We start from the raw sequence: 15,148 nt of genomic DNA, 5'->3' as shown, positions 1-15,148 counted from the left end.
GATAAGGCCCCGGCTTGGTGAGTGTGGCGAGGGCGAACATATCCTCCGCATCCGCCTCGGTCAGCCGTTCGATTTGGGGGACTTTCGTTTTCGGGCCATTCAGATTTTCAAGGATCATCTGATATCCCTCTCCGGCGATGGCGACGCGAATTCCGTCCGGCAGCGCAATCGGCGCAACCTGGATCAGGAAAAGATTGCCCTGCTTCGGCATCAGCCGGGCGAGGGCGGAAAGACTCTCCGCGCTTTCATCCTTGAGACCGGCAAAGATACTCACATTCTCCCGGAAGCGGCGGGCGCCGTCTTCTCCCACGGCAAAGGGGGCATGGCGGGTGTTCAGGGAGTTCCAGATCGGCCGGTTGAGGATATGTTCAGCCATCGATATTCGCCTTTTCATTTTGTTTTATCCGCTGGAACAGGGAATTTTCCTGCAGAGCGCGTTCAAGGCGATCGAGCTGGTCGAGGATATTGCCGCGCTCCTTTTCGCAAATGGCCGCGAGGCTTTCATCGATCAATGGCCAGAGATCGCGCTTGCCCTGGTCCACTATATCCTGCCCCTGCCGGGTGAGGGTGACGACCTTGGTGCGCTGATCCTTGGGGCCGCGGGCCACCGTCACGACGCCCTGCTTTGCAAGCTGCCCAACGCTGCGGGTGATACCGGGCTGGCTGACGCCAAGCGCCTCGGCGAGATCGCCCACGGTCATGGGGCCTTGCTCGTCAATGGCGGCGAGGAGGGGGTATTGCCCCGTCTGCACGGCGACTCCCTCGGCGTCGATCAACTGTTGCACATCCGCCTGCAGGCGATCGCCGATGCGTTTAAGGCGCGTGCCGAGGGTGAGATATCCCTTCCGGCGGACAAAATCTTCAACCATCGCATTTCCCGTTTAATTAATATCATAACAAGATATATAACTAGTTATGTATAATCAATCAGATTATGCGGGAAAGAGCGAGGCCGAGGCCCCGCCGGTCAGGACCGGTAGGAGCCTAGTCCGCCAGAAGGTCGCGGCTGATGATTTCCTTCATGATCTCGGTGGTGCCGCCGGCAATGCGGGCCATGCGATTATCGGCCCAGGCGCGGCAGATGGGATATTCCCACATATAGCCATAGCCGCCGTGAAGCTGCACGCAGTCATCGAGAACCTGCCAGAGAACTTCCGTCGATTGCATCTTGGCCATGGCGGCGGTGACGGAATCGAGCTCTCCTTTAAGATGCGCGGCGATGCAGCGATCAACGAAGGCACGCATCATAACGGCTTTCGACTTGATCTCCGCAAGCTTGAAGCGGGTATTCTGGAACTCAGCGATGCTCTGGCCGAAGGCCTTGCGCTCCTTTGTGTATTCGACAGTCCAGTCGAGCGCGGTCTCGATACTGGTGGCGGAGCGTACGGCGATAACCAGCCGTTCCTGCGGGAGCTGCTGCATGAGCTGCTTGAAGCCCCGCCCTTCCTCACCGAGCAGGTTGGATTTCGGCACCCGCACGTCATTAAAGAACAGCTCCGAGGTGTCCTGCGCCTTATATCCGGCTTTCTCCAGATTGCGGCCGCGCGAAAATCCTTCCCGGTCGCCCTCCACCAGCACGAGGGAAACGCCCTTGCCGCCCGCAGACGGATCGGTCTTGCAGGCGACGACAATCAGGTCGGCGAGCTGGCCATTACTGATAAAGACCTTCTGGCCGTTCATCACATAATCATCACCATCGGCGAGGGCGGTGGTGCGGATATTCTGCAAGTCCGATCCGGCGCCGGGCTCGCTCATGGCGACGGCGGCGATGGCCTCGCCCTTCACCAGCTTGGGCAGCCAGTGCTTTTTCTGCTCTTCCGTGCCGTAGGCGGTGATGTAGGGCGCGACAATCTCCGAATGCAGATGGAAAGAGGGGCCGCTGGTCCCGGCGCGCGCGAGTTCTTCCAGAAAGATCGCGCCGAACAGAAAGTCGCCGCCCACGCCGCCATATTCCTCCGGCACCGAGCAACAGAGAAAGCCGCCTTCGCCCGCTTCGCGCCAGACGTCGCGGCTCACCTGGCCATCTTTTTCCCACTGGGCATGGAAGGGGACAATCCGCTCCTCGACAAAGCGGCGGGCGGAGGCCCGGAAAAGTTCATGTTCTTCACTGAAAAGTTCGCGCTGCATGATGGTTCCATCTTGTTATTGTTTTTGTTCACCTCGTTATACAGCCCTGTTCACGCAATGTAAATTCATGCTGTTGCCTTGCCTCGGCCATGGGGGAAAATGGACCTATTTCTGTGCCGGTTTTATTATGTTCATGAGGCGCGAGGCGACTATTTCCTGTCGCTGCATTTGACTTTCCCCTGCCGGTTCTTATCCTTTACCAAACGTGGAAGGGTGGAACGGGTTGTCGCCGAGGGGTGGATTTTCAGGGCGGGCCGTCTTAATATTGCGTAACATCAAAGTGGAAATGAAATATAGAATAGATATAATTTATATAAAAACCCGAACGTTGCTTTAAGGTAAACTTGTCAACAAAAAATATTTAAGGCAGAGAATTTTTAGTAAAGTAAATAATTATAAGTATGCTGTTTTTATATGAATAATTACTTCTAGTAGTCTGATTTTTCATTTTTTTATCACATTTATGTAATCAAATAATATTTTTTGCTATCTCCATTGACGAGCCGCACTCCGTTTCACTATGCTGTGCATCAACTGAGAGGAAAATGGTTGAAATTGCGGCATAATTTGCGTTGAACAGGAAAATTATGGTCGCAAAATGAACAAAAAGGCCGTCAAAAAAATGTGACAGTCATATTATTAAATCAAGATTAATCAAGTAACCGCAAATCGAAAATTTAATTGGATAGGGAGTTATCTAATATGTCAGTGAAAAAGATGGATCATGAAGCGCCAGGGCGCATCCATCCCATGATCGAAGACGTTACGGAACAATACCGCAGCGGCAAGATGGACCGCCGGGAGTTCCTGAGAACCTCAACCTTGCTCGGTCTGTCGGCCGCTGCCGCCTATTCCATCGTCGGCATGGCGGACCCCACGATTGAGGCGAAAGCCGCCGAGCCCAAGAAGGGCGGCATCCTGAAGGTCTCCATGGAAGTTCAGGAAATGAACGACCCGGCCGTCTACAGCTGGACGCCGCCATCCAACGTCGCCCGCCAGATGTGCGAATATCTTGTGATTACCGGCGCCGACAATGTGACCCGCCCGTATCTTGCGGAAAGCTGGTCTGCCTCCGACGACCTCAAGACATGGACATTTAAGCTCCGCGAGGGCATTAAATGGCACAATGGCGATGACTTCAACGCCGATGACGTGATGTTCAACTTCACCCGCTGGCTCGACCCGGCGACCGGCTCGTCCAATGTCGGCCTGTTCGATTCCATGCTGACCAGCGTCGGCGAGGGGGACGATGCCAAGAAGGTCATGACCGAAGGCGCGCTCGAAAAAGTCGATGACTATACGATCCGGCTGAACCTGAACACACCGGTTCTCTCCATCCCGGAGAATCTTTACAACTATCCGACGATGATCGTTCATCGCGATTTCAAGGGCAATCTTGTCGAGCAGCCGAACGGCACGGGCCCGTTCACCCTCGTTGATTTCGCGGTTGGTGAAAAAGCGATCCTGAAACGGGTTGACCAGCCTTACTGGGGCGGGGAAGTCTATCTCGACGAGATTCATTACTTTGACCATGGCGCGGGTTCCGCCGCGCAGCTGGCTGCCGTTGCCTCCGGTCAGGTGGATATGAACTATGAGTTCGATATCGCCTCCCTCGGCATGGCGCAGTCCATTCCGGGCATGAAGATCCTGGAGGCACGGACCGCGCAAACCGGCGTGATGCGCATGAATATCACGCAGAAGCCGTTTGACGACAAGCGGGTGCGTCAGGCCCTGATGGCCTGCGTCGATGCGGAAAAATATAACGAGCTTGTCTATCAGGGACGCGGGGATGTCGGTGAGCATCACCATGTTTCCCCGATCCATCCGGAATATTACGCGCTGAACCGGCAGGAGCGGGATATCGACAAAGCCAAGCTCCTGCTCGCTGAAGCGGGATATCCGGACGGGATCGAGTTGACCATCGATGTGGGTAACACCAACGGCCCGTGGCAGCAGCAGGTTTGCGAAATCATGAAGGACCAGGCGGCAGAAGCGGGGATTACCCTCAACCTCAACCTGATGCCCGCTTCCAAATACTGGGAAATCTGGGCAACGACGCCGTTCGGCATCACGGCCTGGACCCATCGTCCGCTCGGCACCATGGTGCTCAGCCTGGCCTATCGTAACGGCGTTCCGTGGAATGAAACCGGGTACAACAATCCCGATTTCGAAAAAGCACTCGACAAGGCGGAATCCCTGGTTGATGCGGAAAAACGTAAAGCCGCCATGGAGGAAGTCGAGAAAATCCTCCAGGATGATGCCATTATCATCCAGCCGATCTGGCAGCCGAAATTCTTCCTGGCCAGCGAGAAGGTCATGGATGTAGAGGCGCATCCGACCCAGTACCACCAGTTCTATAAGGTCTGGATCGACAGCTAAAATCTGGAAATGACGATAAGGGCGATATGATATCGCCCTTATCTGTTTTTAGCGCCATTTTGCCCCGGGGGGAGCAATAACATGCTGATACTGGCATTCCGTCGATTTCTCTCAATGGCCCTGATTATGGTCATCGTCTCCTTTACGCTTTTTGCCATTTTCGAATCCGACAAGCTGGCCGTCGCCGGAAAGGTCCTCGGGCCCTATTCCAGCAATGAACAGCGGGAGTTGTGGCTTGAAAACAATGGCTATAACGAACCTTTTCTGGAACGCTATGTCAGTTGGGTCGGCAATGCCCTGACCGGTGATTTCGGTTATTCCATCCAGTATAAATCCCCGGTCGCCGACGTGCTCTGGCCCCGGCTCGGGAATACCGCCATTCTTGCGGGGCTCTATATGCTCTTCATGATCCCGCTCTCCTTAACATTGGGCGTGATCGCGGGCATGAAGGAGGGATCGATACAGGACCGGGTGGTCTCGGTCGGATCGGTCCTCACCACCTCGGTGCCGGAATTCGCGAGCGCCACCTTCTTTTCCGCCATCTTCGTCTTCTGGCTGGGCTGGCTGCCCGGCACCTCGGCGATGACCAGCGGCTTCAGCTGGGCGGAGATATTCTTGCCTGTCTTTGTGCTGGTGATGTATGGCTTTGGCTATACCACGCGCATGACCCGCGCCTCCATGGCGGAGGTTATGACGTCCCATTACATCCGGACGGCGGTGTTGAAGGGGATACCTTACCGACGCGTCATCATGAAACATGCGCTCCGTAACGCGCTGATCGCGCCCTTCACGGTGATCATATTGCAGCTTAACTGGCTGCTCTCGGGCGTGATCGTGGTGGAGGTTTTCTTTGCCTATAAGGGCTTCGGGAAATTGCTTCTCGATGCCGCTTTGTTCGGCGATATCTTCGTGATCGAGGCTTGTACCCTGGTCGCGGTGTTCGTCGCCGTGTTCTCACAATTCATCTCGGATATCGGCTATACGCTGCTTAATCCGCGCATTCGGTTCACATAAGGGAGGGCGTTGATATGACCGCAGAAATTCAATCAAACGATACGTCGCCCTCGGCGATCGCCAAGATATTTAAATCGCTCGGATTGCTTCGGGAAAGCCCGATCGCGATTTTCGGCCTGTCGCTGATCCTGTTCTGGGTGATCCTCGCGATCCTCGCGCCGATCCTCCCGCTCTATGATCCGAACGCGCCGTTGGAACCCTTCAAAATGCCGCTGTCAGACGCAAGAGACGGCGGGCTTTACTGGCTCGGCACCGATCACAAGGGCCGGGATATCCTCTCGCGCGTCATCTTCGGCGCGCAGCAGGTGCTGATCTGGGCGACGACGGCAACGGCGGTCGCCTATATCGTCGGCATGCTGATGGGCGTTGTCGCGGGCTATCTCGGTGGCTGGTGGGATGAGGTGATTTCCTTTATCTCCAACGTCCTGCTGTCGTTCCCGGTGATCGTGCTTTACATCATCATCATTACCTATCTCGGCGCGACGGGCTTTAACATCGTGCTCGCGGTGACCTTCGCCTCGGCGCCCGGCATCATGCGTATCGTGCGTGGCCTCGTGCTCGATCTTCGAACGCGGGACTATATCTTCGCCGCCCAGACCCGGGGCGAGAGCGCCATGTATATCATGCTGGTCGAGCTGCTCCCCAACGCGCGCGGGCCGCTTATCGTTGATGCCTGCCTGCGGCTTGGTTATACGACGATCACCATCGCCATGCTCGGCTATCTCGGGCTCGGTCTGCCGCCACCAGATCCGGACTGGGGCAAGATGATCGCCGAAACCCAGCCCCTCGGCAGTTTCGCAGGACATATGGCCGTTGTCCCGGCCGCGGCAATCTCGTCGCTGGTCCTCGGGTTCAACCTGCTGGCCGATGGCCTGCGCGAAATATCGATGAAGGATTAGGGTCAGGACCCATTAATTTACTGCAATTCTGTTTGAAGAGGAGGTGAAAGATGCAAGGTAACCGGACGCAGGACATGTCTGCACATATTCAAGGACGGTTTCCGTGGCAGATTTCGCCTCCTCTTCAAACCCTTCGGGCGCGTCGCCTATGGCCGCTGGCGGCGTTACGCCTTCTTGAAAACCCGCCGGGTTTCCTGCGAAGCCGTGCCTGGCCAGCAACCAAAGGCGATGCGCAGAATGGAGCAAATTAATGAGTCCTGACCCTAAAATTATGGAAGAACAGACACCTATTCTGGAATGCCGCAATCTTTGCATCTCCTACGATACGCGCGGCGGGGAAATCCCGGCGGTGATCGACTTCAACATGAAAGTGATGCCGGGGCAGGGCGTCGGCATCGTCGGGGAATCCGGCTGCGGCAAGTCCACGGTTGCGCTTGCGATCATGCAGTATCTCGGCTCCAACGGTTATATCAAGAGCGGGGAAATCTTCTTCCATGGCCGCGATATGCGCACCATGTCGGAGGAAGAACTGCGGGCCCTGCGCGGTTCCAAGATCGCCATGATCTATCAGGAGCCGATGGCGTCCCTCAACCCCTCCATGAAGATCGGGGACCAGCTGGCCGAAGTGCCGCTCTTTCATGAGGATGTCACGGTGACGGAGGCCAAGGCCCGCGCCCTTGAACTGCTGGAGGCGGTGAAGCTGCCCGATCCGAAGCGGATCATGGACGCCTATCCGCACCAGATTTCCGGCGGCCAGCAGCAGCGCGTGGTGATTGCCATGGCGCTCCTCTCGAAACCCGATCTGCTGCTGCTCGACGAGCCCACCACTGCGCTTGACGTGACGGTGGAGCGGGGCATTGTCGAGCTGGTGAAGGAAATCTCCGCCGAGTTCGGCACCGCCATGATCTATATCTCCCATAACCTCGGGCTGATTTTGGATACCTGCGACCGGGTGACGGTCATGTATTCCGGCGAGGCGGTCGAGGACGGCACGGTCAATGAAGTCTTTGACGAGATGTGCCACCCCTATACGAGCGGGCTGTTCGCCTCCATCCCGCTGCCCGGCGCGGACAAGAACGAACGGCCGCTGGTGCCCATTCCGGGGCAACTGCCGCTCCCGCATCAGCGCCCGCAAGGCTGCTTCTTCGGGCCGCGCTGCGCCTTCTTCAAGGCGGGCACCTGCGATCAGGAGAAGATCCCCATGCGCGCCGTTCCCGGGGAAGAGGGGCATACGGTCCGCTGCGCCCGGTTTGAGGAAATTGACTGGGCCGAGGGCGATCATGAGGCCGTGACGGTGAAATCCGTGAAATCCGGCAAGGTCGTGCTGGAAGTCCGGAATATGAAGAAATATTACGAGCTCCGGTCCAGCTCTGTCCTTGCCATGATCCGCGGCGACGCCGTGAAGACCGTGAAGGCGAATGAGGATATCAACTTCAACGCGCGCGAGGCGGAAACGGTCGCCATCGTCGGCGAGTCCGGCTGCGGCAAGTCCACCTTCGCGAAGGTCCTGATGGGGCTGGAGGAGGCGACGGACGGCGCGGTTATCCTGAATGGGGAGGATCTCGCCCATGTCTCCGTGCAAAAGCGCAAGGCGCGCACGGTCGGGCATTTGCAGATGGTGTTCCAGAACCCGTTCGACACCCTCAACCCCTCCCATTCCGTGGGTAGCCAGATCGCCCGTGTGATCCGGAAATTCGGGGTTGAGAAGGACCCGAACAAGGTCCGCGAGAAGGTCAATGACCTGCTTGATCTTGTAAAACTTCCGCGCGATTTTGCCCATCGTCGGCCGCGCCAGCTTTCGGGCGGGCAGAAACAGCGCATCGGCATCGCCCGCGCCTTTGCCGGGAACCCGGCGGTGGTGGTCGCGGATGAGCCTGTCTCGGCGCTTGATGTGTCGGTCCAGGCGGCGGTGACGGGGCTGCTGACCGAAATCCAGAACGATCTCCGCTCAACGCTGCTGTTCATCAGCCATGACCTGAGCGTTGTCCGCTATCTCTCTGATCGTGTTGTGGTTATGTATCTTGGCCATATCGTGGAGCAGGGGACGACAGACGAGGTTTTCTCGCCGCCCTATCATCCCTATACGGAGGCGCTTCTCTCCGCCGTGCCGATCGCCGATACCTCGGTCGAGCAGAAACAGATCATCCTGAAGGGCGATATTCCCTCCGCGGTGAACCCGCCGCCCGGCTGCCCGTTCCAGACCCGCTGCCCGCGTAAAATCGGCAGTATCTGCGAGACGGAAATGCCGCCGGTGAAGGAGCTTTCCAGCGGTCATAATATCCTCTGCCATCTGGAGGATGACGTGCTGAACGCCATGGAGCCGGTGATCGTCACCCATAGCGAGGAAAAGATCGCCTGAGCCGGGCCAACAAATTCTCCAGCCACGACAAAAAAGGCACCCCATCGGGCGCCTTTTTTTCTGCTCAAAACCGCCGAAAAATAGGCGGAAATTAACGGTTTCTTTATCCTGATTGCCTAATCTTCAGGCTCAGTCCATTTTCTGAGCGGGTCTGAAGGATAAAAATGTCAACGGATACAAATAATTACTCGCAATTTGTCGTGCAAACGCTGTTCGACACCAAATGGCGCAGCTTCGGCCGCTATGAGGCGGAAAAACCGGCGCAGGACATCGCCCGCCAGCTCATCGCGGAATGGGGCGGTCAGCGCGTGCGCATCCTCGGCGGCTATTTCTCCCGCGAAAAGGATCGCAACATCTATCATTGTATAGAGGTGGCCGAACGGGTGCGCTTTCGCGATACCCGCGCCTATAAAAATTCGAAATTTGCGGTTGGCAGCATGGCCCTTGGCGGGGCGATGCTCGCCATCTTCCTCTTTGCCTATAGTATTGTGGCGCCCATGTCGTCGATGGCGGACGATGGGAAGGGACCGGAGCTGGCCGAAATCAATCGACCGACCCCGATCGCCCCCATTGTCAAGCCCGTCAATTTACGTGCACGTTTCACCGAGGTTATCAAGGTCCCGTACGACAAGGTCTGGAACTTCGATAGCGTGCCCCTGCGCCTTCGCGGGCCCTGGAGCACGGCTTGCAATACAGACGGGGATAAAGTTGTCCTCGGCGAGCGGGATCTTTCGCACAGCGTGGAGGGAGACCCATCACCGTTGACCTCCGTCTGGCAGACCGGCCAGCGCTACGGCCTGGTCCTGAAAAGCGGTTCTGTTGATATGGTGGCCATGATCTCTGCTGATCGTCTGCAGAAGATCGGTACCATGAACCGCCTCGGCGAGTTTACCGCCGATACCACCGGAGCCATCCTGAACCGCTGCCTCTGAAGGAACATTACCCTTTGGGGCCGACCTAACCCCCAGCAAACGTCGCCCGGCTTACCGGCTTACAAATACCCGCCAGGCATAGAGCCCAACGCCGGGTACATTTATTCGCATATATATGGAAAATAGCTGAAAGGGGCAGCCACCCCTTGTCACGTATCCATGAGACTTATGTATGGCTCAACGTGAGGGTGTATTATACGATACTATTGCGTGGAATGCAAGAGAATTGGCTGAAATATTTAATGAAATCTTATCTAGCGAATTGAACATAATTCATTTTTACACCAGTTACTGAACGCTACATCCGTAGCTCTACAAAATCTGCGTACAAATTCGATAATAATTTTAATTTCTTCTGGTGTAGAAGTTTCGTTGCTATCTCCATGCGCTATTTTGTTTCTCATATTAACTAATTGATCGATCATATTTATTGTTATTTCAGAATCTCGTTTTAAGATACTTTTAAGATCACCCTGATAGCTAGAATACCCAAATCGGCCAAGATAGGCTTTAATTTTCTTGAAACTTGGGTTTGAAAATCCTTTATTAAATCTTTCTACAGGTATTTGTTTCGGCAAACAGACTCCTTGTTTCCAAAATTCACCATCAGTTTCCACAAAATTTAGGAGTTTGATCGACAGCCCCTTATGGTCTGAAGTGTTTTTTATCTCGTCAACGATATCCTTCGAAATATGATAAAAAAACTGTGGGGCGAATTTGTCTCTATTAAGTTTTTTTTTATAGAATATCTCTAAAGCATGCTCGCCCAATTCTTTTATGTACGCTTCCACATGGCTTAAAAGCAATACAACAGAGCCACGGCAAAGGGCATTAATTTCATTTTTAAATTTGATTTCAATATGCGCGTTCTTCTCCAGATATTCGGCCTTCTTTCTAAGTATTTCGACTTCATCTAAGCGAGCCAGGAAATCACTGTAAACGACGGTAAATTTCGCCATTTTTATTGTATTCCTTTCATAGCTCCGTTCCAAATTTCGAAACGACGAAGTGTTCTTTTTTTATGGTCTACAGATCTGCTAATTAAATCTTGAAATTCCTCGTTCCTGTTAAGTTCATTATATTTCTTTTTAAAATCCACTTTTATTTTCAAAGCATCAGCTACTGTCAAATTTTTAGCGGTATACATTATTAGATCAAACAAGGCTCGATTTATTGCTCTTGATTCATCCCTTCTAAAACACTCTTCCGGGTGAAACAGAATCGTAGCAACTTCTAATGCGTCGTTCCATATGCTTTTTAGTTCTTGGATTTTTTCAGGAGTATAACTTCTTCCTATTTTAGCGGCTTCATTAAACCAATGCTTAAGCGGAGTTCTGTATTTTTCTAACCCAAGATTGTGAAACGCAAAGAAACGCAATATGAGCTCTTCATCGCGTAATCTCTTATCAGGCATTTTCTTTTTGAGTACCTTTAGTAAAATATCGCCGGATGCCAATTCTCCGAGCAAATTATTGAATTCGCCGCGATGAATACAATTTCTTAGCTCCTGCGCATTTAAAGGAACGGTATTTGAATTTAGTCTCTGAAATACATCAAATTTAATTTCGGGATGCGATTCATTCGTAATTACTATACATCTAAGGGTGTAGGTTTTTAATTTCCGCTGATCTTTGGATGGTAATTCGTGGAATCGTAATTTCCTGAATTCCGAAAGTACTTCTAGATCGGTAAGTGGAAACTGATTATCCAAATATCGGTATAATGAATACAGCCTTTGCTGCCCGTCTATAACATCAAATTCATATTCTTCGTTTTGTGAAAGGTAGCACGGTGGGATTGGAACGTTTAAAAGGATCGACTCCACTAATCGTGACGCCAACGTATTTGTCCAAACGTATTTACGCTGAAAATTGGGTCGATCATTTAATGGTCGAAGAAAAATTTGCTCTGACTTAATTTGATCAACAAGAGCAGCAACAGCTAGATCATATGGTTGAGTAACAACTTTCCGGTCCCGCAATGGTGTTTGATCTGGATCGGGATCATCAAAATCTTCGTCAATTTCGTAAATCGGTTTCTCGTCACTCATGGTGTGCTCCCAAAACATAATACTTTTAGTAGAAAACTATCCGATATCTGTATTTAGATCAAAAGTTTCTTCATATGACGGCAGAGAGCCCCCTAAACTTCAGCCCACGCGCTGGCCGTGTCATAGAAGAATTGTTCCTTTCGTATCCGGTCGCCGTCCCAGTGCTGCAACGCAAGTTCCTCAAGGCGGCGGGTGTTGCCGCTTTTGTCGGTGAAATCGAAGGTCCAGTTGATGGCCACATGGTCGCCGTCGACAAGGAAGACCGGGTCGGGGTGGGTATGGACTTTCTGAACCCGCGCGAGCGCCGCCGCCTCATGGGCTTCGAGGGTCTCGCGGCCCCGGCGCGGCGCCTTCAGGTTCTCCTGCATCGACGCGTCCGCATGATAGAAATCGGTGATCGCCCGGACATGCGCGCCGCTGACGACCATTTCGATGAATTCCTCGACCCGTTCCCTCGTTGGCATTTTCTCGCTCCGTTGTTGTCGGCGCCTATTCTAAAGAACAACCGGCGGGTTTGGTCAATCCCTAAATGCCGACCCCAACATACTGCAATCCGAACATCGCGGCAAAGCCGAGCGCCATGGTGATGACGACGTTGTTGCTCACGATCGCCATAACAAGGGCGAAGGCGGCGGCGATCCAGATAAGCGGCTCTCTCACCGATCCGATGGGATTGCACTGTTCCTCTTCCACGGTATAGTCACATCATTTCGTTATTGTAAATTTGAAGGGGATTGTTCCGATGAAGTGCCTGCGCATCTATGCCACGCCGGATGGGGAATCGCATTTCGGTGAGGTCGAAATACCGACGAAAAAAGTGGCGGTCCACCCCGACGCCACACCGTTCGATGTTACCGACAGTTATCCGGCATCACGCGTCCGCTTTACCCACATCCCGGCGGGCATGCGTCAGGTTGATTGGCACACAGTACCTGATCGAGTGCTAACAGTGCGACTAGATGGCTCAGTAGAGTACGAGACAAGTGATGGTGAAATCCGAGCAGTTCCCGCTGGTAGCTTCGTTCTCGTCGAAGACACACATGGCAAAGGCCATCTCTCGCGTCATTCTCCAGACTCTCAACTCGTTCTCTGGATTTCCTTGCCAAATGGTCTGGATGAACCGCTTGGGTCTTAAGCAAGGGCGCATGAAATAATGGTGCACAGCAGATGTTCGAAAGGATCCCCCGCCGATATCCTTTGGGCGCTTCCAACTGCCGTTGTTTTAGTCCCGTAACAAGGCGTTCGCGATCGTCGATCTTAGAACCTGCGAGCATTTTCGGGCGCTCCAGCCGCGATCTCCGGTCAGCAGGTCCCAAATCTGTACGGAAGAAGACGCCCAGAGAAAGTCTGTTGCGCTTGTGACGGTCCAGCCCTCCTTGAGGGCGGAGTCCGCGGCGAGGGAGTCTATCAGCTTTTTCTCCCACAGGCGCAATTCGGTCATTCTATCCTCCCACGCGGCGGCGGCATCGGCATCCGTTTTGCGCAGGCGAATGAGGTCATTGGCCACGGGCTGAATGTTTTTCGCGAATTTGAACCAGGCGCCCAGGCAGGCATCAAGCCTCTTGTCGGGGGACGCTATTTTCATGGCCGCGAAAAACTCCTCGCGAATGGCAAACCGGTCATCGGCGCGCTTCACCAGCCCCATCAGCAATCCGCCCCGCGATTTAAAATGCAGATACACGGATTGGCGGCTCACATTCGCGGCCTTTGCAATATCCAGCATGGAGACATCCGCGCCCTGTTCCGAAATCAGGTCCCAGGCAACATCCAGTATCTCGTTTCGGGTCACGCCCGTCGCCTTTTTTCTTGACACGTGTAAATATAATTCCTATTTAGCGGCTCAACAGTATTGTTTACATGTGTATAGAATAGGGAGAATTTCAAATGGAAGTCAATCACGATATTGACAGGCAGGTTCTGCAGTTCTGCGACTGGTATGGCGATGGCAGCGACGGCTCCAGCCCGACGAACGCCCAATGGAAGGCTATCCTGACCCTTCCTCCGGAAAATCCACTGAAGCTCGTTAATTTTTTCAAGCTATCGGTGAAAGCTGGATATGCGCAGTCGCCGTCAGACGCCGGGGCCGTCATTTCCGGCATGGAGGCGTTTAACAACTACGCGGCCGTCAGCGTGCCCGCCATGGAAAAGGCCGGGGGGAGCTTTCTTCACGTCGGCCCTTATGGCGGGATGTTCCTCGGCGACAGCGAAGACTGGGACATCATTGCAATCGGCGCCTTTCCGGATTTGAACGCGTTCGTCGCGCTCTATGCGGACCAGGATTATCGCGACTGCTTCAAACATCGGGTGGCGGCCTGTGAACGGCAAAAGGTAATGATTTGCGCGGGGTGATTAGGCTCCCCTAAACCCCCACGCCAAAATACTGCAATCCGAACATCGCGGCAAAGCCGAGCGCCATGGTGATCACGACGTTATTGCTCACAATCGCCACAACAAGCGCGAAGGCGGCGGCGATCCAGGTGAGGGGGGCTGCATCGGCCAGCGACGTGGCGACAAGGGCGACGATCAGGCAGCCCGGCAGATCGTCGAGCAGGGTTTTCAGCTTCGCGTTATGAAGGATGGCCTGCCCGCCGATGAGCCCGGCGAGCCGCAACCCATAGGCGCCAACGGCGAGGAGGGCGATGAGCAACCAGTGATCGAGGGTCATGTGATGCTCCCTCCGGTCCCGCGACGCAAGAACGCCGCGACGCCGACCCCGGCGAGGCTGCCGAGCAGGATGGCATAGGCGCTCTGCATGCCGAGCTTCATCAGCAGGACGGTAATGGCAAAGGTCGCGGCCCAGGGCGCGATATTCCGCTTGCCCCGCCACATCGCCCGCGCCATGGCGATAAAGGCGGCGGTGAAGGCAAAGCCGAGGCCGTAGCTCGCGAGATCGGGCATTTGCTGGCCCAAAAGCGCGCCAAGCGCCGTCGAGCTGGTCCAGACCGTGATCATCGTCAGGCCGGAGCCGATCAGGAAGGCCGCGCCGATTTGCGGGTCTTTGGCGTGGCGCGCCATGGTCAGGGCCCAGTTCTCATCACCGGTGATATGAATGGCGATCAGCTTCTGCCAGAGCGGCACGCCCCGCAGGATCGCCGAGAGGGAGGCGACAATCCCGAGATAACGCAGGTTGAGCGCAATCCCGGCGAGCGCCGCGCCGATCACCAGCCCGTCCACGCCGAAGCGCTCTACCGCGACAATCTGCGACGAGCCCGCATGCACGGAAAAACTCATCAGCGCGACGCCCCACCACGGATAGCCCGCCTGTGCCGCGAGGATGCCAAAGGCAAAGCCATAGGCCGCCGCCCCGATGGCAAAGGGCAGAATGCTGTAAAATCCCTGTTTCATGGGCGCAGGATATCGGCGCTTTAAATCGATGGCGAGCAAATAA

The 15,148-nt window shown here is 54.6% G+C and carries 16 protein-coding genes and 1 pseudogene; 7 read left to right on the top strand and 10 right to left on the bottom strand.

All coding sequences use genetic code 11. From position 1 onward, the window contains the following. The 3 genes and pseudogenes from P1U71_RS11365 to P1U71_RS11355 all read right to left on the bottom strand — a co-directional run. A pseudogene (locus P1U71_RS11365) lies at window positions 1-376 on the bottom strand (GNAT family N-acetyltransferase); the annotation flags it as partial. Continuing rightward, window positions 369-869 carry a MarR family transcriptional regulator gene (locus P1U71_RS11360; RefSeq protein WP_301105729.1) on the bottom strand — a complete coding sequence of 167 codons (501 nt, stop codon included), beginning with the start codon at window positions 867-869 and terminating at the stop codon, window positions 369-371. The gene P1U71_RS11360 and the pseudogene P1U71_RS11365, both read right to left, overlap by 8 nt. A 115-nt stretch (window positions 870-984) precedes the next feature. Further along, window positions 985-2,130 (bottom strand): acyl-CoA dehydrogenase family protein, encoded by a 1,146-nt coding sequence (locus P1U71_RS11355; protein WP_367281179.1) that lies wholly within the window; start codon window positions 2,128-2,130, stop codon window positions 985-987. 699 nt (window positions 2,131-2,829) lie between these two features. On the opposite strand from P1U71_RS11355, the gene P1U71_RS11350 reads away from it, so the two are divergent. The 5 genes from P1U71_RS11350 to P1U71_RS11330 all read left to right on the top strand — a co-directional run bounded on the left by P1U71_RS11350 (window position 2,830) and on the right by P1U71_RS11330 (window position 9,710). Continuing rightward, entirely contained in the window at window positions 2,830-4,506 is a 1,677-nt protein-coding gene (locus tag P1U71_RS11350; protein WP_301105727.1) for an ABC transporter substrate-binding protein, read from the top strand. A gap of 81 nt (window positions 4,507-4,587) precedes the next feature. Continuing rightward, complete coding sequence (locus P1U71_RS11345) at window positions 4,588-5,520, top strand: ABC transporter permease (RefSeq protein ID WP_301105726.1); 933 nt, start codon at window positions 4,588-4,590, stop codon at window positions 5,518-5,520. Between the two features lie 14 nt (window positions 5,521-5,534). Continuing rightward, window positions 5,535-6,419 carry an ABC transporter permease gene (locus P1U71_RS11340; protein WP_301105725.1) on the top strand — a complete coding sequence of 295 codons (885 nt, stop codon included), beginning with the start codon at window positions 5,535-5,537 and terminating at the stop codon, window positions 6,417-6,419. A gap of 250 nt (window positions 6,420-6,669) precedes the next feature. Then, window positions 6,670-8,778, top strand: a complete 2,109-nt coding sequence (locus P1U71_RS11335; RefSeq protein WP_301105724.1) for an ABC transporter ATP-binding protein — start codon at window positions 6,670-6,672, stop codon at window positions 8,776-8,778. 164 nt (window positions 8,779-8,942) lie between these two features. Beyond that, on the top strand, window positions 8,943-9,710 hold the full coding sequence (locus P1U71_RS11330) for a hypothetical protein (protein WP_301105723.1): 768 nt from the start codon (window positions 8,943-8,945) through the stop codon (window positions 9,708-9,710). 254 nt (window positions 9,711-9,964) lie between these two features. On the opposite strand, the gene P1U71_RS11325 is transcribed toward P1U71_RS11330, so the two are convergent. The 4 genes from P1U71_RS11325 to P1U71_RS11310 form a co-directional block, all read right to left on the bottom strand. Next, entirely contained in the window at window positions 9,965-10,669 is a 705-nt protein-coding gene (locus P1U71_RS11325) for an MAE_28990/MAE_18760 family HEPN-like nuclease (RefSeq protein ID WP_301105722.1), read from the bottom strand. A gap of 2 nt (window positions 10,670-10,671) precedes the next feature. Continuing rightward, window positions 10,672-11,760 (bottom strand): DUF262 domain-containing protein, encoded by a 1,089-nt coding sequence (locus tag P1U71_RS11320; protein WP_301105721.1) that lies wholly within the window; start codon window positions 11,758-11,760, stop codon window positions 10,672-10,674. A 92-nt stretch (window positions 11,761-11,852) separates the two neighbouring features. Further along, window positions 11,853-12,224 (bottom strand): nuclear transport factor 2 family protein, encoded by a 372-nt coding sequence (locus P1U71_RS11315; RefSeq protein ID WP_301105720.1) that lies wholly within the window; start codon window positions 12,222-12,224, stop codon window positions 11,853-11,855. A 61-nt stretch (window positions 12,225-12,285) separates the two neighbouring features. Then, window positions 12,286-12,453, bottom strand: a complete 168-nt coding sequence (locus P1U71_RS11310) for a hypothetical protein (RefSeq protein WP_301105719.1) — start codon at window positions 12,451-12,453, stop codon at window positions 12,286-12,288. A gap of 49 nt (window positions 12,454-12,502) precedes the next feature. Between P1U71_RS11310 and P1U71_RS11305 the strand changes: the two genes are divergently transcribed. Beyond that, window positions 12,503-12,895 (top strand): hypothetical protein, encoded by a 393-nt coding sequence (locus P1U71_RS11305; protein WP_301105718.1) that lies wholly within the window; start codon window positions 12,503-12,505, stop codon window positions 12,893-12,895. 87 nt (window positions 12,896-12,982) lie between these two features. Here P1U71_RS11305 and P1U71_RS11300 read toward each other — a convergent pair whose 3' ends face one another. Further along, the gene (locus P1U71_RS11300) at window positions 12,983-13,573 is read right to left on the bottom strand and encodes a TetR/AcrR family transcriptional regulator (protein ID WP_301105717.1); all 591 of its coding nucleotides are present in this window, start codon (window positions 13,571-13,573) and stop codon (window positions 12,983-12,985) included. 71 nt (window positions 13,574-13,644) lie between these two features. On the opposite strand from P1U71_RS11300, the gene P1U71_RS11295 reads away from it, so the two are divergent. Then, window positions 13,645-14,109 carry a DUF1330 domain-containing protein gene (locus P1U71_RS11295; RefSeq protein WP_301105716.1) on the top strand — a complete coding sequence of 155 codons (465 nt, stop codon included), beginning with the start codon at window positions 13,645-13,647 and terminating at the stop codon, window positions 14,107-14,109. 10 nt (window positions 14,110-14,119) lie between these two features. Here P1U71_RS11295 and P1U71_RS11290 read toward each other — a convergent pair whose 3' ends face one another. Together P1U71_RS11290 and P1U71_RS11285 are read right to left on the bottom strand one after the other, a co-directional pair. After that, the gene (locus P1U71_RS11290; RefSeq protein WP_301105715.1) at window positions 14,120-14,425 is read right to left on the bottom strand and encodes an AzlD domain-containing protein; all 306 of its coding nucleotides are present in this window, start codon (window positions 14,423-14,425) and stop codon (window positions 14,120-14,122) included. After that, window positions 14,422-15,105, bottom strand: a complete 684-nt coding sequence (locus P1U71_RS11285) for an AzlC family ABC transporter permease (protein WP_301105714.1) — start codon at window positions 15,103-15,105, stop codon at window positions 14,422-14,424. Before P1U71_RS11285 ends, P1U71_RS11290 begins: the two co-directional genes overlap by 4 nt. Window positions 15,106-15,148 lie beyond the last annotated feature (43 nt).

It is taken from the genome of Sneathiella sp., from assembly GCF_029233945.1.
In the GTDB taxonomy this organism is placed as follows: domain Bacteria; phylum Pseudomonadota; class Alphaproteobacteria; order Sneathiellales; family Sneathiellaceae; genus Sneathiella.
The sequence above is the reverse complement of the archived record's forward strand: the minus strand, read 5'-3'. Positions and strand labels throughout refer to the sequence as shown.